Origin of the sequence: Amycolatopsis iheyensis (assembly GCF_024703995.1) — a bacterium.
Classification (GTDB): domain Bacteria; phylum Actinomycetota; class Actinomycetes; order Mycobacteriales; family Pseudonocardiaceae; genus Amycolatopsis; species Amycolatopsis iheyensis.
This window is the reverse complement of record NZ_JAMXQV010000029.1, coordinates 1-22,749: the sequence shown is the minus strand read 5'-3', so window position 1 is coordinate 22,749 and position 22,749 is coordinate 1. Positions and strand designations below refer to the sequence as shown.

At 70.9% G+C, this 22,749-nt stretch carries 24 protein-coding genes and 1 pseudogene; 13 read left to right on the top strand and 12 right to left on the bottom strand.

From position 1 onward, the window contains the following. Nucleotides 1–166: 166 nt before the first annotated feature. Together M8542_RS39665 and M8542_RS39660 are read right to left on the bottom strand one after the other, a co-directional pair. Nucleotides 167–1,528, bottom strand: a complete 1,362-nt coding sequence (locus M8542_RS39665; RefSeq protein WP_257925521.1) for a sensor histidine kinase — start codon at nt 1,526–1,528, stop codon at nt 167–169. After that, entirely contained in the window at nt 1,525–2,205 is a 681-nt protein-coding gene (locus M8542_RS39660; RefSeq protein ID WP_257925520.1) for a response regulator, read from the bottom strand. The genes M8542_RS39665 and M8542_RS39660 overlap by 4 nt, the downstream gene beginning before the upstream one ends. 110 nt (nt 2,206–2,315) lie before the next feature. Between M8542_RS39660 and M8542_RS39655 the strand changes: the two genes are divergently transcribed. From M8542_RS39655 to M8542_RS39625, 7 genes are all read left to right on the top strand, one after another. Further along, nucleotides 2,316–2,873 carry a TetR/AcrR family transcriptional regulator gene (locus M8542_RS39655; protein ID WP_257925519.1) on the top strand — a complete coding sequence of 186 codons (558 nt, stop codon included), beginning with the start codon at nt 2,316–2,318 and terminating at the stop codon, nt 2,871–2,873. A gap of 18 nt (nt 2,874–2,891) precedes the next feature. Further along, on the top strand, nt 2,892–4,082 hold the full coding sequence (locus tag M8542_RS39650; protein ID WP_257925518.1) for an FAD-dependent monooxygenase: 1,191 nt from the start codon (nt 2,892–2,894) through the stop codon (nt 4,080–4,082). After that, the gene (locus M8542_RS39645; protein WP_257925517.1) at nt 4,079–4,537 is read left to right on the top strand and encodes a nitroreductase family deazaflavin-dependent oxidoreductase; all 459 of its coding nucleotides are present in this window, start codon (nt 4,079–4,081) and stop codon (nt 4,535–4,537) included. The genes M8542_RS39650 and M8542_RS39645 overlap by 4 nt, the downstream gene beginning before the upstream one ends. A gap of 76 nt (nt 4,538–4,613) precedes the next feature. Beyond that, entirely contained in the window at nt 4,614–5,072 is a 459-nt protein-coding gene (locus M8542_RS39640; protein WP_257925516.1) for a hypothetical protein, read from the top strand. Between the two features lie 7 nt (nt 5,073–5,079). Continuing rightward, nucleotides 5,080–7,185, top strand: a complete 2,106-nt coding sequence (locus M8542_RS39635) for a transglycosylase domain-containing protein (protein WP_257925515.1) — start codon at nt 5,080–5,082, stop codon at nt 7,183–7,185. Further along, nucleotides 7,182–7,574 carry an anti-sigma factor antagonist gene (locus M8542_RS39630; protein ID WP_257925514.1) on the top strand — a complete coding sequence of 131 codons (393 nt, stop codon included), beginning with the start codon at nt 7,182–7,184 and terminating at the stop codon, nt 7,572–7,574. The genes M8542_RS39635 and M8542_RS39630 overlap by 4 nt, the downstream gene beginning before the upstream one ends. Nucleotides 7,575–7,606: 32 nt before the next feature. Beyond that, nucleotides 7,607–8,122: an ATP-binding protein gene (locus tag M8542_RS39625; RefSeq protein WP_257925513.1), complete on the top strand. Its 516-nt coding sequence runs from the start codon at nt 7,607–7,609 to the stop codon at nt 8,120–8,122. Nucleotides 8,123–8,160: 38 nt separating this feature from the next. Here the strand turns inward: M8542_RS39625 and M8542_RS39620 are convergent, their stop codons facing one another. From M8542_RS39620 to M8542_RS39610, 3 genes are all read right to left on the bottom strand, one after another. Beyond that, a complete protein-coding gene (locus tag M8542_RS39620; RefSeq protein WP_257925512.1) occupies nt 8,161–9,027 on the bottom strand; it encodes an SAM-dependent methyltransferase in 867 nt (288 codons plus the stop codon). 206 nt (nt 9,028–9,233) lie between these two features. Continuing rightward, complete coding sequence (locus M8542_RS39615) at nt 9,234–10,085, bottom strand: formate/nitrite transporter family protein (RefSeq protein WP_257925511.1); 852 nt, start codon at nt 10,083–10,085, stop codon at nt 9,234–9,236. 162 nt (nt 10,086–10,247) lie between these two features. Then, on the bottom strand, nt 10,248–10,379 hold the full coding sequence (locus tag M8542_RS39610) for a hypothetical protein (protein ID WP_257925510.1): 132 nt from the start codon (nt 10,377–10,379) through the stop codon (nt 10,248–10,250). Nucleotides 10,380–10,620: 241 nt separating this feature from the next. On the opposite strand from M8542_RS39610, the gene M8542_RS39605 reads away from it, so the two are divergent. Together M8542_RS39605 and M8542_RS39600 are read left to right on the top strand one after the other, a co-directional pair. Then, nucleotides 10,621–11,121, top strand: a complete 501-nt coding sequence (locus tag M8542_RS39605; RefSeq protein ID WP_257925509.1) for a DUF6292 family protein — start codon at nt 10,621–10,623, stop codon at nt 11,119–11,121. A 633-nt stretch (nt 11,122–11,754) separates the two neighbouring features. Continuing rightward, the gene (locus tag M8542_RS39600) at nt 11,755–12,102 is read left to right on the top strand and encodes a hypothetical protein (protein WP_257925508.1); all 348 of its coding nucleotides are present in this window, start codon (nt 11,755–11,757) and stop codon (nt 12,100–12,102) included. A 172-nt stretch (nt 12,103–12,274) separates the two neighbouring features. On the opposite strand, the gene M8542_RS39595 is transcribed toward M8542_RS39600, so the two are convergent. From M8542_RS39595 to M8542_RS39585, 3 genes are read right to left on the bottom strand one after another with little or no spacing between them, the layout of a single operon-like run. Continuing rightward, a complete protein-coding gene (locus M8542_RS39595) occupies nt 12,275–12,877 on the bottom strand; it encodes a DUF305 domain-containing protein (RefSeq protein WP_257925507.1) in 603 nt (200 codons plus the stop codon). A gap of 57 nt (nt 12,878–12,934) precedes the next feature. Beyond that, entirely contained in the window at nt 12,935–13,357 is a 423-nt protein-coding gene (locus M8542_RS39590) for a hypothetical protein (RefSeq protein WP_257925506.1), read from the bottom strand. Further along, nucleotides 13,354–14,034 (bottom strand): TetR/AcrR family transcriptional regulator, encoded by a 681-nt coding sequence (locus M8542_RS39585; protein ID WP_257925505.1) that lies wholly within the window; start codon nt 14,032–14,034, stop codon nt 13,354–13,356. Before M8542_RS39585 ends, M8542_RS39590 begins: the two co-directional genes overlap by 4 nt. Nucleotides 14,035–14,249: 215 nt before the next feature. Here M8542_RS39585 and M8542_RS39580 point away from each other — a divergent pair, with 215 nt between their 5' ends. After that, entirely contained in the window at nt 14,250–14,570 is a 321-nt protein-coding gene (locus M8542_RS39580; protein WP_257925504.1) for a hypothetical protein, read from the top strand. 21 nt (nt 14,571–14,591) lie between these two features. On the opposite strand, the gene M8542_RS39575 is transcribed toward M8542_RS39580, so the two are convergent. After that, nucleotides 14,592–14,744 (bottom strand): hypothetical protein, encoded by a 153-nt coding sequence (locus M8542_RS39575; RefSeq protein WP_257925503.1) that lies wholly within the window; start codon nt 14,742–14,744, stop codon nt 14,592–14,594. A gap of 68 nt (nt 14,745–14,812) precedes the next feature. Between M8542_RS39575 and M8542_RS39570 the strand changes: the two genes are divergently transcribed. Further along, nucleotides 14,813–15,079: a hypothetical protein gene (locus M8542_RS39570; protein ID WP_257925502.1), complete on the top strand. Its 267-nt coding sequence runs from the start codon at nt 14,813–14,815 to the stop codon at nt 15,077–15,079. A gap of 142 nt (nt 15,080–15,221) precedes the next feature. Here the strand turns inward: M8542_RS39570 and M8542_RS39565 are convergent, their stop codons facing one another. Continuing rightward, nucleotides 15,222–15,821: a TetR/AcrR family transcriptional regulator gene (locus M8542_RS39565; protein ID WP_257925501.1), complete on the bottom strand. Its 600-nt coding sequence runs from the start codon at nt 15,819–15,821 to the stop codon at nt 15,222–15,224. 130 nt (nt 15,822–15,951) lie between these two features. On the opposite strand from M8542_RS39565, the gene M8542_RS39560 reads away from it, so the two are divergent. Next, the gene (locus tag M8542_RS39560; protein ID WP_257925500.1) at nt 15,952–17,112 is read left to right on the top strand and encodes an alpha/beta fold hydrolase; all 1,161 of its coding nucleotides are present in this window, start codon (nt 15,952–15,954) and stop codon (nt 17,110–17,112) included. Between the two features lie 118 nt (nt 17,113–17,230). Here the strand turns inward: M8542_RS39560 and M8542_RS39555 are convergent, their stop codons facing one another. After that, a complete protein-coding gene (locus M8542_RS39555) occupies nt 17,231–18,013 on the bottom strand; it encodes a DinB family protein (RefSeq protein WP_257925499.1) in 783 nt (260 codons plus the stop codon). 313 nt (nt 18,014–18,326) lie between these two features. On the opposite strand from M8542_RS39555, the gene M8542_RS39550 reads away from it, so the two are divergent. Beyond that, on the top strand, nt 18,327–22,367 hold the full coding sequence (locus tag M8542_RS39550) for a CshA/CshB family fibrillar adhesin-related protein (protein ID WP_257925498.1): 4,041 nt from the start codon (nt 18,327–18,329) through the stop codon (nt 22,365–22,367). A 170-nt stretch (nt 22,368–22,537) separates the two neighbouring features. On the opposite strand, the pseudogene M8542_RS39545 reads toward M8542_RS39550, so the two are convergent. Beyond that, nucleotides 22,538–22,749, bottom strand: a pseudogene (locus tag M8542_RS39545) (IS110 family transposase); the annotation flags it as partial.

Here is a 22,749-nt window from a genome sequence, read left to right as displayed (position 1 = left end):
CTGGCTGACGATTCGGACGTCGGCGGGCAGGGGGTCGGTGGTGCGGGCCTGCTGGTGACCGTCGGGGTCGCGGTCGGAACGGGCGTGGTGATCGGCTCGGGTTCGTCCTCGGTCGTCACGCCGCAGCCGGCCAGGCAGAGCGCCGCCACCAGTGCGAGAGCGATCCTCATGACGTGGCCTCCGGGAGTTCGACGACGAAGCGGGCCCCGCCACCGGGGCGGTCCTCGACCCACACGCGGCCGCTGTGCCGCTGGACGTGGTCGGCGACGATGGCCAGCCCGAGGCCGCTGCCGGTTTCCTGGTCGCGGCGGGCGGCGTGCAGACCGCGGGCGAAGCGTTCGAAGATGCGTTCGCGCAAGGCGGGCGGAACCCCGCTGCCGGCGTCGTCGACCTCGATCCGGGCGTGGTCGCCGTCGGGCCGGACGGTGATCGCGACCGCGCCACCGCCGTAGCGGTCGGCGTTGTCGAGCAGGTTCGCGACGACCCGGTCCATCCGGCGGCGATCGGCGGAGACCAGCGGCGTCGACGGATCGGTCTCGATGCGCACGGCGGCGACGGGCCTGCTCTCGACGACGTTGCGCACCAGTTCGCCGAGGTCGACCACCTCGACGGCCTCGGCGGCGTCGTCCTGGTCGGCGCGGGAGATCTCCAGCAGGTCGACGACCATCCGCTGGAACCGCCGCAGCTCCGAACGCAACAGCCGCAGAGCCCGCTGTGCCGTGGGCGGCATCGCGCCCTGGCGGCGTTCGAGCACCTCGCTCACGTTCACCATGGTCGTCAGGGGCGAACGCAGTTCGTGGCTGACGTCGGAGGCGAACCGCGCGTCCCGGCGCACGCGCTGTTCCAGTTGCCCGGCGGTCGTGTTGAAACTCGTGGCCAAGGGGGCGAGATCCGGATCCGACTGAGCGGGCAGCCGAGCCGCCAGGTCGCCCCGGGCGACGCGGGACGCCGCCTCCGTGAGCGAGGTCAAGGGGCGCAAAGCCCGGCGGGCGGACCAGGCCCCGAGTCCCACGCCGAAGAGCGCGGCGACGACGGTGCCGGCGATGAGCAGGGTGCTCAGGTAGCGGAAGGTGCGATCCAGCTCCAGCAGCGGGTACAGCTCGACGTACACGCTGTCCGGGCCGACCGGCGTCGCCACGCCGAGCACCGGGATCCCGTCGGCGGAAAACCGCTGCCGTGCCGAGATCCCCCGACGGGCCTCGTCCAGCAGGCCGCCCGGAACCACTCGCGGGTCGACCTGCCGGCCGCTGGTCAGCCAGCCGGCCGGGCGCGACAGCAGGACCGACGAGTCCGGGCCGGTCGCCAGCCCGGTCAGCAGCTCGTCGAGGTCGTCGGCGTGCTCGGCCAGCGCGGTCGTGACGAGACGGACGTTGACCTCGGCCTGCCGGGTCACGCTCTGCTCGCGCTGCTCGAGCATGTAACCGGTGGTGAGGTTCCAGGTCGCCACCGCGAGGATGGTCATCACCAGCGCGAGACCGATGCCGAAGGCGGCCGCGACCCGCCAGCGCAGCGAAAGCCGCCGGATCACGGCTCGGGGGCGATGCGGTAGCCGCTGCCACGCACGGTCAGCACCAGGCTCGGGGAGTCGGGATCGGGTTCCACCTTGCGGCGCAACCGTCTGATGTGGACGTCCAGCAGCCGGGTGTCGCCGAAGTAGTCGTGCCCCCACACGCGCTGCAGCAGCTGTTCGCGGGTGACGACCTTGCCCTCGGCCGCGGCGAGTTCGGCCAGCAGCCTGAACTCGGTGCGAGTCAGGTGCACCGGGACGCCGTCACGGTGGACGGCTTCCTCGTCCGGCCGGATCTCGAGTCCGCCGAGGGTGAGGTGGGCCGGCCGATCCGGGGCCGCCCGGCGCAGCAGGGCGCGGATGCGCGCCGCGAGTTCGCCGGCCACCAGGGGTTTGGTGACGTAGTCGTCGGCACCGGCTTCGAGGCCGGCGATGACGTCCTGGGTGTCGGTGCGGGCGGTGATCACGATGATCGGCAGGTCGCCGCGTTCGCGTACCGACCGGCAGACGGTGAGCCCGTCGATGCCCGGCAGCATCAGGTCGAGCAGCACGACGTCGACCGTCGTGGACTCCAGCAGCTCCAGGCCGTCCTCGCCGGTGGCCGCGGTGGTCACGGCGAAGTCTTCGTCTTCCAGGGCGAGGCTCAAAGCTTCGCTGATCATGGCGTCGTCTTCGACGAGCAGTACCCGCGTCGGCATCTTCAAGAGCCTATCAGCAGGCAAATTGTTGCATAGACGAATAGTTGTGCTAACCTGTCCCGGTAAGTGTAGGACGACTGTTCAGGGCGATTGTCCTGGCGGAGGTTGCGATGCGGTCCCCGTCCGCTGCTCGGGGTGAAGCCGTCCGGCAGCGGCTGCTCGCCGCCGCGGTCGAGCTGATTCCGGAGCGCGGGTGGACGGCGGTGAGCACCCGGGTGCTGGCCGAGCGGGCGGGTGTCACCCCGAGCGTGGTGCACTACCACTTCTCGTCCGTGCAAGCCGTGCTGGTGGAAGCGGTGCTGGGGGCGATGCGCGCGGTGGCGGGTGAGCTGGGTCCCGTGCTCGGCGCGGCGGGCACGGCGGACGAGGTGGTCGACGCCATGGTGACGGCGGTGGAGCAGTACACCGGCACCGATCCGATGTCGCTGCTGTTCGTCGAGGGCTATCTGGCCGCGACGCGGGACGACACGCTGCGCGCGGGAATCGCGGCGGTCCTGGCCGACCTCAAGAGCGTGATCGGCGCTCGTTTCCGGCAGTGCGGGGTCGCCGACCCCGAGGGAACGGCCGCGGTGCTCGGCGCCGCGATCGACGGGTTGCTCATGCACCGCGCGGTGGCGCCGGACGACGCCCCGGCCGGAGCGGCCGCCGTCCTGCGACGGCTGGTCTGAAACGAAGGAGGAAAAGCAGTGAAAGTCGCGGTGTGCGGGGCCGGGATCACCGGCTTGGCGGTGGCGAACAAGCTCGTGGGTGACGGTGCCGAGGTGGTCGTGCTGGAGCGTGCCCCGGCGCCCCGCGAGCAGGGTTACATGATCGATTTCTTCGGTGCCGGGTTCGACGCCGCCGAGGAACTGGGAGTGCTGCCGCGGATCCGGGAGCTGGCCTACCGGGTGGATGAGGCGAGCCTGCTCGACGAACAAGGGCGCCGCCGCGCGTCAGCGCGGTACACGACCTTCGCCCGCGCCATGCGGGACCGGCTGTGCGGCATCATGCGCCCCGACCTCGAGCAGGCGCTGCGCGAGCATCTACCGCCCACTGTGGACTTGCGATTCGGCGCGGGGGTGACGGCGGTCGAGGACCTGGGCGACCGGGTGCAGGTGACCGCCGGTGACCAGGTGGTCGAGGCGGACGTGCTCGTCGGCGCCGACGGGATCCACTCCGCCGTGCGCCGGCTGGTGTTCGGCGAGGACGGCGAGTTCCTGCGGTACCTCGGCTTCCACACCGCGGCGTTCGTGTTCACCGACCCCGAGATCCACCACGCGATCGGTGACCGGTTCTGCCTCACCGACACCATCGGCCGTCAGATGGGTTTCTACGGCCTGCGTGACGGCCGGGTCGCCGCCTTCGCCGTCCACCGGACCGGTGATCCCCGGCTGCCCGGGGACACCAGGGCGGCGCTGCGGCAGGAGTACGGTTCGCTGGGCTGGCTGGTTCCCCGCGCGCTGCGGCGGTGCCCGCCGAGTGAGGCCGTGTACTACGACCAGGTCGCCCAGATCGTCATGCCCAGCTGGAGCCGTGGGCGGGTCGTGCTCGCCGGAGACGCGTGCTCCGCGGTCTCGTTGATCGCCGGGCAGGGCGCGTCCCTCGGCGTCGCCGGCGCCTTCGTCCTCGGCGAACAACTGCAGAACCGTTCGATCACCGAGGCGTTCACCGAATACGAGCGGCTGATGCGTCCGGTGGCCGAGGAGAAGCAGGCAGTGGCGCGGCGGAGTGCCCGCTGGTTCCTGCCGGAAAGCCCGCTCCAGCTCGGGATCCGCCGCGCGGCGCTGCGGTTGTCCCGGTTGCCGGTGCTCGACCGCTACGTCGCCGCGGTGCTCGCGGGTAAGTCCACCGCGGTGGTCACGAACCTCCGCCGTTCCGCTGCCGAGGTCGCCCGGTGAACCGGGTCGTCAGGTTCGTCTTCCGTGCGCCGGTCCGCTTGTACGACAACGGTTTCGGCTGGCTGCTCGGGCACCGTTTCCTGTGCCTGACCCACCTCGGGCGGCGCTCCGGGCGGATGTACCGCACGGTGCTGGAAGTCGTCGGCGGGAGCGGCGACGAATACGTCGTGGTCGCCGGGCTGGGTGCCGGAGCCGACTGGTTCCGCAACATCGAGGTCCGGCCGCCCGTCGAGGTGGTTGTCGGACGGCGCCGGTTCCCTGCCGAGCATCGCGTGCTCGGCGAAGAGGAGGCCGTCGCGGTCATCGCCGGCTACGAGCACCGCAACCGGTTCGCCGGGCCGGTCGTGCGGTTCGCGCTGGGGAAGCTGCTGAAGTGGCGTTACGACGGCAGTGACCTCGCCCGCCGCCGGATGGCGCGGCAACTGCCGCTGGTCGGGCTGCGGCCGCGATCGTAAGGCAGTCGTCAGTTGAAACCCCTTCTTCCCGTGTCAGGGTGGGACCCGAGCGAGGAAGAAGGAAGGTGACCACGACATGACGACCGACGTAGCGGTGAAGGAGACCTCCGGTACCTGGGTGCTTCCGGAGGTCCGCCGGCTGCGCCTGGACGCGGAACGGGTCTGGGACGCTGCAGGTGCCCACCGTAGCCTGGCGGTCGAGCTGGAGACCGGAGCCGACCCCGACGGCCTCTACCGGGGCAAGCAGCAGCGTTTCCTCGCGGACGTCGCCGACTGCCACGCGATGGCCTACCAGGAGCTGGCCGCTGCCGCCGAAACTCGCGCCGAGGCGCGGCGGTACCCGCGGCACACTCCACAGTGGGCGCGGTTGGTGGAAGAATCGTTCGCGGCGATCCGCCGAGCGGAAGCTCACCACGAACGTGCCGCCGCCCAGTCCGCCCGGGCAGCCGGAGACGAAGCCACGGCCCGCAGGCACGAGACCGCCGCTGCAGAGGCGGACCAGCGCGCCTTGGCGCCGATGAAGCGCAGCGCCTGACCCGGGGATGCGTCGATTCCGACCCGCACGGCTGGCCGGGTTGTACGTAGTGGCCGGTGTCCTGCTGGCCGGGGTGCTGGCGCCGCCGGCCCTCGGCGCCGGGCTGCTGTCCAATGAGGTCGGTGACTCGGTCGCGGCGATCGAAGCCGATCTCGCGGCCGAGAAACCGCCGTTGACGACGACGGTGACCGATCACGACGGCCAGCCGATCGCCGTGCTGTACGACCAGTACCGGCTCCCGGTCACCGCCGACGGGATTTCGCCCGCCATGAAGGCGGCCATCATCGCCATCGAGGACCGGCGGTTCTACGACGAAGGAGCGGTCGACCCGCGGGGCGTGCTCCGGGCTCTGGCCAACAACGCCGCCGGCGGCGACACCCAGGGCGCCTCGACGATCACACAGCAGTACGTGAAGAACTTCCTCATCAACGTCGTGCACCGCGGCGACCCCGCCGCGCAGCAGCGTGACCGCGAGAACTCGGTGGCCCGCAAGCTCCGGGAAGCGAAGCTGGCCGTTCAGGTCGATCGCGCGATGACCAAGGACCAGATCCTGGCCGCGTACCTGAACGTCGTCCAGTTCAGCCGGTCGGTCTATGGGGTCGCCGCCGCGGCCGAGGCCTACTTCGGGACGAGCGCCGCGAAGCTCACGGTCCCGCAGGCGGCCTTGCTCGCCGGAATGGTGAACAGCCCGTCCCGCTTCGACCCTTATGCCCATCCGGACGCGGCCAAGGCCCGGCGCGACGTCGTCCTGGACGCGATGGCCGATGCGGGCTCGCTTCCTGTTTCGGCCGCGGGCGAGGCGAAGGCCGCCGCGCTGGGCGTGCTCCCCGGAGGCCCTCGGACGCCGGCCCCGAACTGCCTGAGTGCCAAGCCCGAGGCTGGGTTTTTCTGCGAGTACGCGGTGGACTACCTCGAACGGCACGGCTTCACACCGGACCGGCTTGCCACCGCGGGGTTGACCATCCGCACCACCATGGACCCGAAGGTCGCCGAGGTGACCAAACAAGCCGTGTCGAAGAACGTGCACACCCGCGAACCGGGTGTCGCCGGCACCATGGCGGTGATCCGCCCGGGGGAGCAGCGGCACGAGGTCCTGGCGATGGTCGCGAACCGCGACTACGGCGTCGACGCCGGCGAAGGCGAGCGATCCACGGACGTCGTCGGCGGGGTCAGCGATCCGTTCGGCGCCGGCTCGGTCTTCAAGATCTTCACCGCCGCGGCAGCTCTCGAAGCCGGGGAGGCCGGACTCCGCACGCCGCTGCCCAATCCGCGCAGCGACTGCTTCGCGCCGCCCGGGGCCGACACGAGCTGTTACCCGGTCACCAATCTCGGCACCTACCCCGATCCGATCACGCTCGCCGACGCGCTGGCGACATCGCCGAACGTGGCGTTCGTCGGCCTCGAGCGGCGCCTCGGCGTCCCGGCGGTGCTCGACATGGCGCATCGGCTCGGTCTCCGCCGCACCCTCGCGACCAACGCCGCGGGCGGCGCGCCGATCACCGACCCCGGAGACGTGCGCTCGAAGGATCCCCGCTACAACCAGCCGCAAGCGGAGTACTTCCGCGGGCTGCTGTCGTTCACCCTCGGCACCAGCCCGGTGAGCCCGCTGGAGCTGGCGAACGTGTCGGCGACGCTGATGAGCGGCGGCGTCTGGTGCCCGCCGGACCCGATCCTGTCGGTGACCGGACGCGACGGCGCTGTGGTCCCAGTCCAGGGGGAGCCGTGCGAACGCGTCGTCCCCAAGGATCTCGCCGACACGCTTCGCGATGGCTTGAGCGAAGACACCGTGTCCGGCACGTCGGCGCGGGCGGCCCGGGCCGCCGGGTGGGACCGTCCGGACTTCGGCAAGACCGGCACGACGCAGGACAGCAGGTCGGTCGCCTTCGTCGGCGGCGTGAACGACTTCGCCGTCTCCTCGCTGGTGTTCGCCGACGGCCCGACGCCACGGACGGTGTGCCCCGGTCCGCCGGTGCACCTCGGCAAATGCGGCCATGGTGCCTTCGGCGGGACGGTCGCCGCACCGCCGTACTTCCACGCGATGGAGCGGCTGCTCTCGGGAGAGCCGGACCAGCCCGTTCCCCCGGCCGACCCCCGTTACCTGAGGGCGCGATGACCGGCGACGGCATGGGCCCGCCACCCGGGCCCGCGCAGGAGCAACTGCTGACTCTGACGGTCGACGAGCACGACGACGCCGTCGTGCTCACTCTCACGGGCGAGGTCGATGGCTTGACCGCGGCCCGGCTGCGCGACGCCGTCACCTGGGCACTCGCCGAGCTGGACGGCCGCGTGCTGGTCCTCGACCTGACCGCGGTCGGCTTCCTGGGCGCGCCCGGCCTGCGCCTGCTGTTCGACACCGCGGCGCTGGCCGCGATGGTGCCCGGCTACCGGACCCTGCGCGTCGTGGTCGACCGGAACCGGCCGGTGCCCGGTCCGCTCGAGATCACCGGGCTGGACAAGGTGCTCGCGCTGTACCACGAGGTGAGCGATGCGCTCGCCGGGTGACACGTGCTGGTCGAAGGAAGGGTGACGAACCGGTGCCATCGACATCCGGGCAGGAAGACGACGCGGTCAACCGGCGGCCGGCGCGACGGTTCCGCGCCGGCGCGGCTCTCCGTTTCGTGCTCGCCGCCGACTGGATTTCCCCTTCCGTCGCCCGGAGCCGGTTCCGGGACTGGCTCGGGGCGCGCCGCTGGCCGGAGGACGAGGTCGACGACCTCGTGCTCGCCGTCAGTGAAGCGGTGAGCAACAGCATCGAACACGGCTACGGCGTCCCCGTGGACTCGGCGCTGCTGCCCCACCCCGGACAGATCGAAGTCACCGCCGCCGTGAAGCAGTCCGCCGTCGGTGCCCGCCACATCGAGCTGACGATCCGGGACGCGGGAACCTGGCGGGAACCGGGGCCCGGGCCGGTCCCGCGGGGGTTCGGGCTGGACCTGATGCGCGCGGCCGGGCTCTACTTCGTGGTCGAACGCTCCACCGAGGGGACGCGGATCCGGTTCACCAGCAGACCGGTGGCCGACATCGCCACCTCGCCGCCGGACAAGCAGTAGTCCCGGTCACTGCCCAGCTCGGCGCAGTCCGAGCCGCGTCAGCGGCGTTCGGCGAAGACTGACCGTTCGACCTCCGACACGGGGAGCGTGCGTCCGTTCGGCCGGAGGTAGCGGTCGGTGAACTCGGCCGGCCCGCAGTGCTCGACCACCTGCCAGCCGTACTCGGCCAGGAAGGCGCCGACCTCGCCGGGATTCAGCCCGAAATGCCACAGCCGGCGCTTCACCACGAACTCGTCGTAAGCGGCTTGGGCGCCGAACGTCTCGGTTCCGTCGAGAAAATCCCGGCGGATGTAGGTGAACGTCAGCTTGCTCCCGGCCGGGGCGGCGGACAGCGTCTCGAGGGTGTGGCGCACGGCCGCCTCGGTCAAGTACTGGGTCACGGCCTCCCAGACGTAGAAGGTCCGCTGATCCCGTCGACACCCGTGCTTGCCGAGCTCATCGGCCAGATCCTGGTTTTCGAAGTCGACGGGAACCAGTGTGACGGCCTCGGGGGCCCGGCCGAACGCCTTCCGCAGGGCGGCCTTCTTGCGGGCGATGTTCGAGGGCAGGTCCACCTCGTACACCGGGATGCCTCGGAGTGCCGGAAGCCGGTACGCGCGGGTGTCGAAGCCCGCGCCGAGGATGACCACCGCTTCGATGCCCGCTTCGGTGGCCGCCGACAGTTTGTCGTCGATGAACCGCTTGCGGCACAACATGCTCGCCCACAAGCCCGGCATCTTCGTTTCCGTCGCCGAGAAGAGGAGCCTCCGGATCGGCCGCCACGCGGTCAGCGCGACGGTGACCCGGCCGGCCGCGGGGAGAATCCTGCGGGCGAGGTCGTCGGTGATCAGCGGCGAAGTCTCGTGCTGGTCCGCGGCGACGATGACCATCGGTCCGAGCGCGGTTCCCTCCGGACCTTGCGGCATGGTCTGCTCCCGGTGTCGACGACAGAGCGGCGCCGGGGATTCATTTACCGCCGAGCCGGCGGTGTGTCAGCCGAAGTGCCCCCGCGAGCACGAGGAATACCACGATGAGACCGATCGCGTCGACCAGACCGGGCACGCCGTCCTCCTCGAGCTGGGTGGTCCTGGTGGTCCAACCGTACGCCCCCGACACCGGATGCGCGCCTGAACTACACGGCAGTTGTCTCGAGAGGCTTGTCGGCCGCGCGCGGCACGTCCGTGGCGGGTGGGGTGTCCCGGCCGAGGAAGCCGTAGCCCGCGCCGACGAGCAGGCCGCCACCGACCAGGTTGCCCAGACCGACCAGTGCCAGGTTGAACGCGAAGACCCCGACGGTGGCGCCCGGGACGTCCTCGAACATGCCCAGGGAGAACACCGTCATGTTGGCCACGACGTGCTCGAACCCGGAGCCGATGAAGGCCAGCAAGCACCAGAAGATCAGCGCCAGCTTCGCGCCGTCGGACTTGGTCCTCGCGGCCATCCAGACGGCGAGGCAGACGAGGAAGTTGCACAGCACACCGCGGAAGAACAGCATCCCGGCTGATTCCGCGGCCTTCGCCTTCACCGTCGCGGCCAGCAGCGCGGCTGCCGGAGCCGCGTGCCCGGCCGTCGCACCGGCCTGCAAGATCCCGCTTTCGTGGACCAGCCAGGCGAACACCACCGAACCGGCCAGGTTCCCCACGAACGATCCCGCGATCACGGCGAGCCCGGCTCCGGCACCCCGTCGGCGGGCGAGCGCACCCTGGACCATGGTCATCATGTTGCCCGTCGACAGCTCGGCGCCCGCGAACACCACCGCCGTCAACGCGATCCCGAACACCAGCCCCTGCACGAGCTTCGTCCACGGCGACTGCGCCGCGTTCAACGGACCCGTCACGGCGAGCAGCAGCACCACGGCGACGCCGATGTAGGCGCCCGCCAGTGCCGAGCTCAGCAGGTACCGGCCGGGGTGCCGCAGCTCGGCGATCTTGCTCCGGGCGGAGTCGGCTTGGGCGGTGAGGGCTTCCGAGATCGGAACGGGCACTTTTGCTCCTCGTGGTGGTACCGGCTGTGGCGATCAGGCGATTACTTGATCAGTCGAACTGTTGCCTGATGCGTGCCGATGACCTGGCCATCACGGCTCGATGAGCGGAACCGCACGTCGGCATCCGGTCGCGGTGAGACCACCCTAATCGCCTCGAAACGGTCAAAGCAGGCCGTGTCCGGTCCTGAGTGCCGACAGGATCGGTCCGACCATGGCCGCGCCGACCACGTCGGCGTACGCGCGTGCCGCGGCCTCGGTCCACGAGCCGCGGTCGGCGAGTTCCCCGGGAGGCATGGTCCGGGAGCCCCGCGCGGTGTCGAAGCGGACCGCGACCGCGCCCCCGGCCTCGCGCAACGGCGCCGACCGGGACCGCTGCGTGTGGTGCCGTGATGCTGGTCCTTTCGGTGAAGTCGAACATCGGTGCTCCTCTCGGCAGCGGCAGCGGCTGTGCGCCCGGCGCGCCGCGATCCGAATCGCAAGGTTTTCGTCAGGTTCGTCCGGCCGGTTGTCCGGCAAACTGTCAGGCGGTGGCCGGATGCGGCACATCCGTCCGCTGTTCGGTTCGCGGAACCACGGCCTGGAACCAGAAGGGAAGCAGGTGCTCCAGCGCGGACTTCAGTCGTGGGAGGTCGGCTTGGCCGGGTACCTCCGCGCGGTCTCCGAGGTGGTGGGCGTACTTCCGGGCGGCACGGCCCGGGACTTCGACCCCCCGGCTGCCTACCTGGCGCTGAGCCGCAAATCCCCGCGTCATCCGGGGCGGGACCTGCTGCTGGTCTGGTCGGCCGCGGATGGCTGGGAAGTTCTGCTCGAACACAGCGAACAGCGATCGGCCGAGTCCCTGGCACGGTTCGGCGACCCGTTGGTCCCAGCCCCGGTATCGGTGGCGCAGTTCGTCGACGAGGTCGTGACCGGCGAGCGCGCGGGTGGGAGCCCCTCGCGCGGGGCTTCGGGCGGTCTCGATGAGTTGCTTCGCCCCTACGCGGTCATCGCGCTGCCGCCCGGCAGCGTTCGCGTGTGCGGCCCCAGCCCTGGCTGAGGCGCAGAGCCCGAGCCTCCGTCGCCTTCACCCCCGTGCTCCTGCCGGAAGGGTCCTCTGCGAGCTGTTCCTGGATTGATGCCGATGTAGAGGAAGAAGGCCCCCTCGGCTTGGCCGGCGGTGTGATGCCCGGCGGGCTGCTGCACCCTGATCGACCGGAGGAGACCGACACCGCCCGCCCGCGGGAGTCCGGAAAGTGAGACCCGGGGAAACCCGTCAATCTTCTCCGGGGCCCGTGTCCGATCGTTTCGCCGGGTTGTGCTCCTGGTCTTCCCGCTCGCGGGGAACCACCGGGCGGTATTCGGTGGAACCCCAGTACACCGGACCGGCTGCCATCTGGCCACGACCCCGCCGTTCGAGCCAACCGGGCATTCGCATGATCCTGCGTCCCCCGGTGCGCCGGTCCACGATCACCGCGATGGCCACGACGACAACGACAACGCCCACCGCCGGCAGGTCGGCTCACGGGGACGGCGACTCCGCTTCCGCACTTTTCACCGGTAGCCGGTGCCAACGTGCTTCATCGCCCCGCCCGGCCGCACGGGCGGCGAAGGCCGCCGCGCGTTGGAGATGGACGTCCGCATGCCTGACCGCCGAACACGAGCGGCGCACCGCATCCGTCCATTGTGGAGAATGCTTGCGCTGTCGCGCCGCTGCGGCGCGAGCTGCCTGCGCCGCAGCGAGTTCCTGACAAGCCAGAGCGTGCTCGGCGGCAACCGCACCCAGGTCTCGCTGCACCCGGGCCAGGTCCAGCCGGTCGGTCGCCTCGCCCTGTTCCAGTTCCGCCGCGTGCACCCGGTGCTCGGCGGCAGCGCGCCAGAAGCGGGCTGCGGTCTGCTGCAACCGGCGGACGGCCACCGGATCGTCAGTTGGCGGGGCTGTCCCAGTCCTCGTCATCTGCCGACCCTGCCACGAAACTCTCCGGTCATACCTGACGATTGGCTTGCGGCCTGCCTGAGCCGCCTACCGGCGGATCGGTAGGCAAGAGCCACCGTGGCGACCGAGAGGACCGTGAGGGCGATTCCGGCGACCAGCTCAGTCCGACCACACGGGCCCCGCGCGCCCTGGAGGTCCTCCAGGGCGCGTCCGCTTGAGTAGCCGCCGGGCTGCCGATGATCGCCGAGGCGGCAAGCGTCGCCCCGGCGACCGGTGGTCAGCTCTGCTTGAGCATGCCCTGCATCTCGGTGATCTCCGCCTGCTGGGCGTCGATGATCTTCTGGGCGAGCGCTCGGGCATCGGCGTTGCCGCCGTTGGCCAGCTCGGTCTTGGCCATGTCGACCGCACCCTGGTGGTGCTTGATCATCATGTCCAGCCACATCTTGTCGAACTCGGCGCCCTTGGCGGCCTCGAGCTTCTTCATGTCGTCGGCGGACATCATCCCCGGCATGCCGTGGTCCATGCCCGGCATGCCGGACGTGCCGGCGCCCCAGGTGGTCAGCCAGCTCTGCATCTGTTGGATCTCGGGATCCTGGGCCTTCGCGATCCGGCTCGCGAGGTCGATCACCTTCGGATTCGTGCTGCGCGTGGGGACGAGCTTCGCCATGTCGAGCGCCTGGCTGTGGTGCGGGATCATCTGCTGAGCGAACGTGACGTCGTCGGCGTTGTGCTCGCCGGCGGCCTGGGCGGGGGACGACGGTGCCGGCGCCGGTGCTGACGAGCTGTGGTCCATTCCGGACACGGAGTCGTTGCTGCTGCAGGCGCCGAGAAGCGCGGCGGAGGCGAGCACGATGCCCGCGATGATGGAGTTTTTGCGCATGACAATTCCTTCTCTGTGATGTTCGTTCCTGAATCGACAGTCGGGTGAGCCGGTCGATCAGGTGCGCAAGACGCACAGAGAGGTGAGGATGCTGCGGCCGCCGTATCTGTGAGTCGGACGTCCTCGGCTGGGCGGGCCACGAAGGTGTTTAGCGCACGAAAACGTCGTCGTGAACCGGGAAATGCCCAGGAAGGCGGCAACGGTCAGTAGTAGCGCGCCGGCCGCGCACAGCACAGCCAGGCAGAGGTGCAGGACGTCGTGCATGCCGCCCGGCATGCCCGGATCGTGTTCGGCGGAGCCGATATCCGGTGGGGCGACAGCCGCCTGCGACCCTGCGTCGGACATGTCGTGCGTTGCCGTGACTCCAGCGACCCCCGGCATGCCGGAGGCCAAGCCGACGTGGTGCATCGCGACGACGCACACGGCGAGCGCGCACAGCAGAACTACCTGCTGCACCTTGCCGAGGCCGGTTGCCGTCACGGCGCCACCGTATCAAGCGCCGAAGGCGGTTCACTCGACCTCGGTACTTCGGTTGCCTGATCGAGGGCGGCGTCCGGGTGGTCGTCGAGAAGCGCGAGTGCCTGGTCGTCGGGCGGACCTGCCGCAGCGGTGACAAGCCCGTTCACGGCGACCGTGAGGACGGCCTGGAAGGTGTCTTCCTGCTTCCGGTGGCGGGCACGTTCCTGCTGGACCGATCCGATCACCACGGTCAGGACCGTGTGCCAGGCGATGTGGGCGGTGGCGCGTGAGACGCCTGCCGACACCAGCCGGTCGAGGAATCGGCGCATGAGCGCGGGCCCGGCTGCGGTCATGGGAGCCCGGGACAGCATCAAGCCGGTCAGCTCGGGCCTGGCGAGCATCCGTCGGTGCATTCCCGATGCCACGATGCACACCCAGTCCGGCCACGGCTCGTCGGCTTCGGTGAGGTCGAAGCCGGCGAGAAACCGGGTGGTGATCGTGGTCAACAGGTCGTCCAGGCCATCGACGTGGTTGTAGAGGGCGGCGGGTCGCACGTCCAGCTCTTTGGCCAGGGATCGCAGGCTGAACGCGGGCACGCCGTCGCGCTCGATCAGCTCGGTCGCCCGGTCGAGCACCTTGTCCCGCGTCAGGCGTTCTCCGGCGGGCGGTGCGCCGCGGCGACGGCCGGGGGTTGTCATATGACCACCGTTCATATAGTGTCGCTGACAGGTTGAATGTACACCGTTCATTTAGGGCGTCGCGGAGGACCCGGCGGCGGGTGGCGATCAGAGGCCGAGGTGGAAGATGAATCCCTGGACGAGGTGGGTGGACGGCGCGGACCCGCTGCCCAGCGCTGGGGACGATAGGACACGCCCGATCCAACGCTCGTCCGACCCGAAAGGAGAAACCGCCCGTGAAACGGGACTTTCTCGCAGGCGTCTTGCTCGTCAACACGATCCCGCACCTCATCATGGGCGTGGCGGGAAAACGCTGCCTGACCCCGCTGGGCGGAGAGAACTCTTCGCCCCGGTTGAATCTCGTCTGGGCGGGAACGAACTTTCTCGGCGCGGCGGTGGCGTTCTCCTCGGGAATGTGGCGCGAGGCCACGCAGGCAGAAGCCGGTGAGCGACTGGCCGTCGTCCAGTCGGGAATGTTCGCCATGACGCTCTTCGGCTTCGTCTACGAATCCACCGCAGGACGGCGCAAGCGCCGACCACCTCATCGGACCGGGTGACACCGGAAATTCCGCTCGGGATTACGACGCGTCGACGCACGTCCCGGCGCGCCTGGCCAGGATGTGGAGTTCGCCCGCGTAGTCGCCGAGCACGACGCCGCGCCGGTCGGGCTGGTGTTGCAGCGCCAGGTGGTGCGCGCACTGCCGAGTGACACGGTGGAATTTCGAGTGCACACGGTTGCTCCTTCTGGAACCGCTATCTGGCTCTGCCTGCTCGGCGGGCCACTGTTTGGTATGGTCGAATGAAGTGGCGAATCATCGGGGGTGAGCTGCAAATGACGTTTCGCACCAAAGCTCTGCTGGTTTCGGGGATTCTGGTTGCTTGGGTGGGGGCCGTGGTGATACTCGCTGTGCTCGGCCAGGTCACCGCGGCGTGGTGCACGGGGCTCGGCGGGATTCTGTTGTCCGGCGGCATGGTCAGGGCAATCGCCGACCTCAGTGCGGCCAAGGAACTGGGGCCTGGGATCGGCCGATCCGAGGTTCCTCCTTCGGGATGGGTCTCGATCTGACCCGCTGCGTCCGGTCGCCGTACCCGGTCAACTCGTGGTCGGCGCCGGCCGGTCGGCTCGAGCATGCTTGATCGCCGCGGGACCTCCGGGGCGGTCCGCTGTCGGAGCCAGGGGGATCCGAGCCGGCAGGTCGTGGCTCGTTCTAGGAGAGGCCGAGGGTCCGGGCGAGGTGGGTCGTCCACCAGGCGAGCTGGGGGCCGGGATCCGTGGCCGCCTGGCCGGTGAGGCCGGCGCTGCGGCGGAAGTCTGGGCCGTACACGGATTCGGTCACCAGCGCCTGGTGCAGTGCGGCGACAGCGAGCCGGGTCTCCTCGACGGGGATCCCTGACGCGCCGGGGCGCAGTGCGTGGAGTGCGTCGACGAGCGGGGCGAGCATCCCCGAGCTCTCGTCGCGCCAGCCTGCGGCGTGCAGGGCTACGGCAAGCTCGCCGTAGCCCCGCCGGTAGAAGGCCGCCAACACGTCGATCAGATCGGCGAGATCGGCGTCCCGGTCGAACCAGGAGTCCAGTGTCTCTTCGACACCGGAGCGGATCGCCCGGCCGCCATGGCGCAGCAGCGCTTCCAACAGCCGATCCCGGGTGCCGAAGTGATGGCTGACGCCCGCGTCGGTCATGCCGACGCGAGCGGCGATGGCCCGGATCTGGACGGCGGCCACCCCACCCTCGGTCAGGAGCTTCTCGGCGGTGTCCAGGATCAGGCGCCGTGCCTCGCCGGGAGAACGGCGCACCCGCGAACGTGTCACCGGCCGACCTTACCTTGACAGGTCAAGGTGGATGTCCCACCCTTACCTTGATGTGCCAAGGTAAGGGGTTCGCATGGTGGGTCGAAGCGGTTTCCGGGCTCTCGTCCGCCCGGACGCGATCCTGAGAGGCGTGGCCGTGGGCCGTGGGCCGACCTGCCTGTTGCTCCACGCCGGCGGCGAGCGTCGTGGGGTGTGGACGCCGGTCAGCCGGATCCTCGTCGGTGCCGGATTCCGGTGCGTGGCCTACGACCAGCGCGGTCATGGGGACAGCGGCGGCTCGCCCCGGGAACTGGCGCAGTACGCAGGCGACGTCGCCGCCATGCTGCACACCGAGCCACCGGGATCGGTGGTCGTGGGGGCTTCGCTGGGCGGGCTCGCCGCCATCGCGGCCCTGGGCGACCCGACGGTCCGGGCGAGGGCCGCCGGCTTGGTGCTGGTCGACGTTGTCCCGTGCCTCGACCCACGTCGGGTCCGCCGCTTCCTCTCCGGCAGTGGCGTTCGCGACGCCTACCCTGAGCTCGTCGACGACATCCTCGCCCAGGTACCCCTGCTGCGGCAGGTCACCACGCGGCTCGACCTGCCCGTGCTGCTCGTCCGCGGCGGCAGCGGGTCGCCGGTCACCGACGAGGACGTCAACGAGCTGGTGCGGTCGGCCTCCCGAGCGACGGTGACCTGTGTCCGCGGAGCCGGGCACCTGGTGGCGCGGGACCAGCCGGTGGCGCTGGCCGAGACCGTCGCCGACGTCACCGCCGAGTGGCCCGCGGCGGCGCTGCTGCGCGAACTCGGCGCCGGGCTCACCCGCCATCCCGGCGGAAACCTCTTCGACCACCTTCAACGGGTCCGCGACCTGGTGGCGGGCTGGGGCGGAAGCCGGCGGGTCCGCCTCGCCGCGCTCTGCCACGCCGCCTACGGCACCGACGGCTTCCCGCCCCCGCTGCTTCCGCCCGGCCGTCGGACCCGGCTCCGCGCCGCGGTCGGTGACGAGGCCGAAGCTCTCGTTCACCGTTACAGCGCCTGTGACCGGAAGAGGACCTACGCGGGTCTCGGCGGTACCCCGCTCCCGTTTGCCGACCGCTTCACGGGCGCGGTGACCGACCTGGCCGGCGACGACCTCGCCGACTTCGCTCTGCTCACCGTCGCCAACGAACTCGACGTCGCCCGTACCGTCCCGCTCGCCCCCGAAGCACGCCGCGGTATCCGGGCCCTCGTCACCGCGCTGGCCGGCTACGTACCCGAAGCTGCAGCTCGGGCCCTTGCCGACCCGGCTCTCGTGAGTGTTCAGGGCGGTTAGAACTTGGATCGGGTGGCCCCTCGGCAGTTGATCCACGACCACCTGGTGACGCGCCGCGATCCGGGCGGCTTCGGGCAGCGACGAGCGCTTGGTCGAGTTCGTCTACCCGGGTGCGCTGTCAGCAACCGTCAGGGCTTGGCCTTTCGGGCGCTTCGGCTACGAGCGTCGCGAGGTCGCGCATCGCGTAGCGGTGGTGCTCGGCTTCTTCTTTCAGCACTACTTTGAGGCAGCGTCGGACGATGTATTGCTGGTCGGGGTACGGGTCTGCCGGCTTGCGACCGCAGACCCGGTCGAGTTCGGCCGCGGTGAGTCCGTCGATGGCGCGCCGCATCGTGGCCATGCGGGCGAGGCGCGGTGCGAGCACCTCCGCGAGTGTCGGGGTGGCGTCGAGGGTGAGGCCGAGCTTTGCCGCTTGCTCGGGCGGCATCCCGCCGTGGGGGTAGCCCAGCGGGTGGTAGGGCGCGTCCTCTTCGAGCACTGCGTTGCCGAGCCAGGCGTCGGAGGCGAGCAGCAGGTGCCGTTGCGTCTCGATGAATGACCACTCGCCGTCGACCTGCTCGTGCAGTGTGGCCTCGGGCAGCTGCTTCGCCCGGTCGAGCGTCGCGGTCCACAGGGTCTCGATGGCCGCCCAGGCGGCCTGGTAGTCCTCGATGGACGTCGCGTCCCGCGCCAGTGCCCGCGTGGGGTGGCGGCGGTCGAGTTCGGCCTCGACGTAGGCGGTCACGTCGACGTCGTTGACGACGACGCGTTCGAAGTCGCCGCCGAGGTAGACGTTGCTGCCGTGGCAGTCGACGATTTTCAGGCCGTTGACGTCGCAGTCGCGGATCTCGAGACCTGCCAGGTTGCACAGGTGGATGCGGGCACCGCGGAACTGGTCGCTGTGGGCGTAGTCGGAAGCCATCGACGCAGCCTCGCTCATCCGCCTCGCCCGCGCCGCAGTTTCGTGTCAACGCGTCGGAAAATTGTCGTCTGAGAGATCGTGCGCGGAGGTGTCTGGGCCGGCATGTGGGAGTCGGCTGCGGCTGTTCGTGGAGTGTTGCCTAACGGCGCAATGTTACGTGGGCTGCGTGCCGTTTGCTCCGCCGAAGGGTTCTCGGCCTGAACGACGACACCCGGGTGACCCCGATCGATTGAATGATCATCTTTCTGCCAGCTGGTTTCCGGCCGGTCGCGCACGATGACCGGAGCAGCAGCCGAGGCGGAGGTGTCGGTCGATGGGTGGCGGGTCGCGGCGGAAGGTATCGGCGCTCCTGGCGGTGTCGATGCTGCTCGCGTTGTGCGTGTCCGCATTCGGGCCGGCCGCGCGAGCCACCGCCGCGACCCACGACTGCGGGTTCGCCTCGGCGGGCACCGGCACCTACGCGCGGACGTTGTGCTGGTTCGACCTGTCCGGCTACGACGCCGCCGAGGCCACCTCCGCGGCCGGCCAGCGGCTGACCTTCGCGCTGCCCGGCGGCTACCGGCTCGCGGTCACGCTCAAGGTGTCCGGTGGTCCCGTGGCCGCGAACCGGCTTCCGACGTATTCGGCGGCCTACCTCGGCAACTCCAGGCACTACACGGGCGTGCCCGGCCGGCCGGCGCTGTACCAGACCGCCTCCAGCACGACGACGGTCGCCGCGCTGACCGACATCGTGGCCACCGACAGCACCGGGGCGGTGGTGCACGGCTACGGGCTGGTCGGCGCCGACGCCGAGTCGACCGACGCCGGCGAGTCGATCGAGTGGACCTCGTCTTCGTCGCTCGAATCGCTGACCGCGACGGGAACCGACCCGGGGATCGGGAACGCCTGCGGCGGCGGGTATACCGGCATCGGCACCCAGACGGTGCGGTGCGCCGGGCGCACCGGCGCCAACAAGACCGGCACCGCGATCATCTCCGCCGAAGACCCCACGTCGTTCAGCCAGCGCATGGTGGGCGGCGGGCGGCAGGCGGTCGGGTTCGGCGTGCTGGTCTCCAGCCTCCAGCTGACCAAGAAGGTCGTGCGGGGCTTCCCCGGCGACTCGTTCGCCGTCTCGGTCGCGGCGCCGGGCGGAAGCGTGCTCGCCTCGGCCGACACCGGCGGGGGCACCTCGGCGAGCACCGGTGAGGTCACCGTGCTGGCCGGCGCCCGCGGCGGCGACTACACCCTGCGCGAGACGGCGACCTCGGGCCTGGAGTCCAATTACGACCGAGCGTGGTCCTGCACCCGCAACGGCAAGGCCGACGGAGAACTGCCGTCCGGCGACGCCGGCGGCTCGGCGCGGGTGCACGTCGACGTCGGCGACTTCGTGTCCTGCACGGTCACGAACACGGCGAAACCCGCGACCCTGAAGCTGGAAAAGCACGCCGCCGCACCGGTCGACGTGAACGGCAACGGGATCACCGACGCAGGCGACACCATCGGCTACACCTTCACCGTCACCAACACCGGCGCGCTCGAACTGCATGACATCGCCGTGACCGACGCCAAGGCCGGAGCGGTCACCTGCCCCCGGCCGAGCCTCGCCCCCGGGGAGTCGGAGACCTGCACCGCGCAGGCTCCGTACGTCATCACCCCCGCTGACGTGGCAGCCGGGGCGGCGGTCAACACCGCGACGGCCTCCGGGCTCCCGCCGGGCGGCACCACGCGCGTGACGTCGGACCCCTCGTCGACCCGCACCCCCACCGAGAAGCCGGCCCCGGCGCTGACGCTCAAGAAGTCGGCCTCACCCGACAACCCGGACGCTTACACCGTCGGCCGGCCGATCACCTACTCCTTCCAGGTGACCAACACCGGCAACGTGCCCCTGACCGAGATCGGTGTCGACGAGACGGCGTTCTCCGGCAGCGGCGTCCTGTCCGCCGCGGTGTGCCCGGTCGCCACGCTGGCTCCCGGCGCGAGCACGACCTGCACCGCCACCTACGTCCTGACCCAGGCCGACGTCGACGCGGGCCGGCTGGACAACACCGCTACCGCGCACGGCAAGCAGCCCGGCTCGACGGACCCGACCGAATCGAACCCCTCGAGCGTGTCGGTCCCCACCCCCGCGCACCCGGCGATCACCCTGGTCAAGACCGCCGACCCGACGACCGTCGACCGCGCCGGCCAGTCCGTCGGCTACACGTTCGTGGTCACCAACACCGGAGACGTGACGTTGCGCGACGTCGGCGTCGCCGAGACCCGGTTCACCGGCTCCGGCCCGGCCCCCGTCGTCACCTGCCCGCGGACGATGCTCGCCCCCGGTGCCGCGCAGACGTGCCGGGCGACCTACCGCGTCATGCAGGCCGACATCGACGCGGGCGCGGTCGAGAACACCGCCGTCGCGCACGGGACGGCACCTCGCGCGACGGAGCCGACCACCTCGGCGCCGTCGTCGGCGAAGGTGACCGCCACCCGCACGGCCACCCTGACCCTGGCGAAGTCCGCCGACCCGGCCACCGTCACGTCCGTGGGGGAACCGGTCCGCTACTCGTTCACGCTGAAGAACACCGGCACCGTGACGCTGACCGGGGTGGCGATCACCGAGGGCGCGTTCAGCGGCAGCGGGCCGCTGTCCGCGGTCACCTGCCCGGCCGGGAGCGCGGTGCTGGCACCCGGTCAGGTCGTCACCTGCACAGCGGACTACGCGGTGACCCAGGCCGACCTCGACGCGGGCCGGATCACCAACAGCGCCACGGCCGCGGGTACCCCGCCCGCGGGCTTGCCGAAGGTGACCACGCCGCCGGCGACGGCGGTCGTGACCGCCGGTGGCGGGGCCGCGCTCACCCTGGTCAAGTCCGTCGAACCGGCCACCGTGGCCGGCGCGGGGGAGACCGTGACCTACCGCTTCGCCGTGACCAACACCGGAAACCGCACCCTCACCGCGGTGTCCGTGCGCGAGACGGCGTTCAGCGGCACCGGCCCGGCGCCGGTCGTCGAGTGCCCGTCGCGGACGCTGGCGCCCGGGCAGGCGCAGTCCTGCACCGCCACCTACACCCTGACCCAGGCGGACGCCGACGCCGGCGCGGTGACCAACACGGCCGAGGCGACCGGCGCCGGTCCCGGCGGCGAGCCGGTCACCTCCGGCCCGTCGCGGGCGAAGGTGACGGTGCCCGGCAAGCCGGGGCTGTCACTGGTCAAGTCGGCGGACCCGGCCGACGACGGCCACTTCCGCGCCGGGCAGACGGTCACGTATTCCTTCGTGGTCACCAACACCGGGAACCGCACGCTGACCGCGGTCGAGGTGCGGGAGACGGCGTTCTCGGGCACCGGCCGGCTTTCCCCGGTGTCGTGTCCGGGTGGCGGCGCGACGGTGGGGGCGCTGGCGCCGGGGGCGCAAGCGGTCTGCACCGCCACTTACGTGCTCACCCAGTCCGATGTGGACGCCGGGAAGGTCGTCAACACGGCCGTCGCCACCGGGACTCCGCCCGAGGGCGAGCCGCCGGTTTCGGATCCGTCGACGGTCGTCGTGCCGACGCCGCCGGACGCCGCGCTCAGCCTGATGAAGACGGCCTCGCCGGGTACGGTTTCCGCGGCCGGGCAGAACGTCACCTACTCGTTCGTGGTCACCAACACCGGCAACGTGACGCTCTCCGCGCTGGCGATCCGCGAAACCCGCTTCACCGGCAGCGGCGGAGCACCGGCTCCGGCGTGCCCAGCCGGTTCGCTGGCGCCGGGGCAGCATGTGACGTGCACGGCGACCTACCGGGTCACGCAGTCCGATGTGGACGCCGGGCGGATCGACAACACCGCTGTCGCGTCGGGAACTCCGCCTTCGGGCGGGCCGGCGGTGGAGTCGGCGCCCGCGAGCGCGACAGTGCGGGTCGCCGCGGCCGCGGCGCTCGCGATCACCAAGGCGGCCCGGCCGGTCGACGTGAACGGCGACGGCGTGATCGGTGCCGGGGACCGGATCGAGTGGACCATCACGGTCAGCAACACCGGCGCGGTCACCGTTCGCGAGATCCGGGTCGACGACCCTTCCGCGGGCGTGGCGACCTGTCCGGCGACCGCATTGGCGCCGGGCCAGGCGATGACGTGCACGGTGCCCGCGCACACGGTCACCGTCGCCGACGTGACCGCCGGGCGGGTGCGCAACGTCGCCACCGCGGCCGGCACCGGGGCCGACGGATCGCCGGTCGCCGCCGGACAGGCGGTCGCCGACGTTCCGGTCGTCCCCGCACCCGCACCGACCGGCGGCCCGAACCGGCTGCCCGACACCGGCACGGACGTGGGTAGGCTGCTCGGCCTGTCGAGCGTGCTGCTCCTGGCCGGAGCGGCGCTGTGCGCGGCCGGCAGGCGACGGGACGTGACCCGGTGAGCCGGTCGGTTCGGCGGAGGGCGGCGCCGCCCGGTGCAACGGGGGTTCTCGAGGATCCCGACCACGGTCCGGACGATCCACTCGTGCTTCGTCCGGTGACCGTTCCGGTCCCGGTTGGTGCTTGACGGGCATCTGACGCCGCCGAGCTGGGGGGTGTCCCTATCTGGTTGTCAAGCCGCTGTGGTGGCCGGTTCGGGTTGGCGGTAGTGGGTGCCGTTGCGAAGCATGGCGTAGAGGACGTCGCAGCGGCGGCGGGCCAGGCAGATCAGGGCGGCGTTGTGTTTCTTGCCCTCAGCCCGTTTGCGGTCGTAGTAAGCCCTGCTGGTCGGATCCGACAGCGCCGCGAAGGCGGCGAGGAAGAACGCGCGTTTGAGCTGGCGGT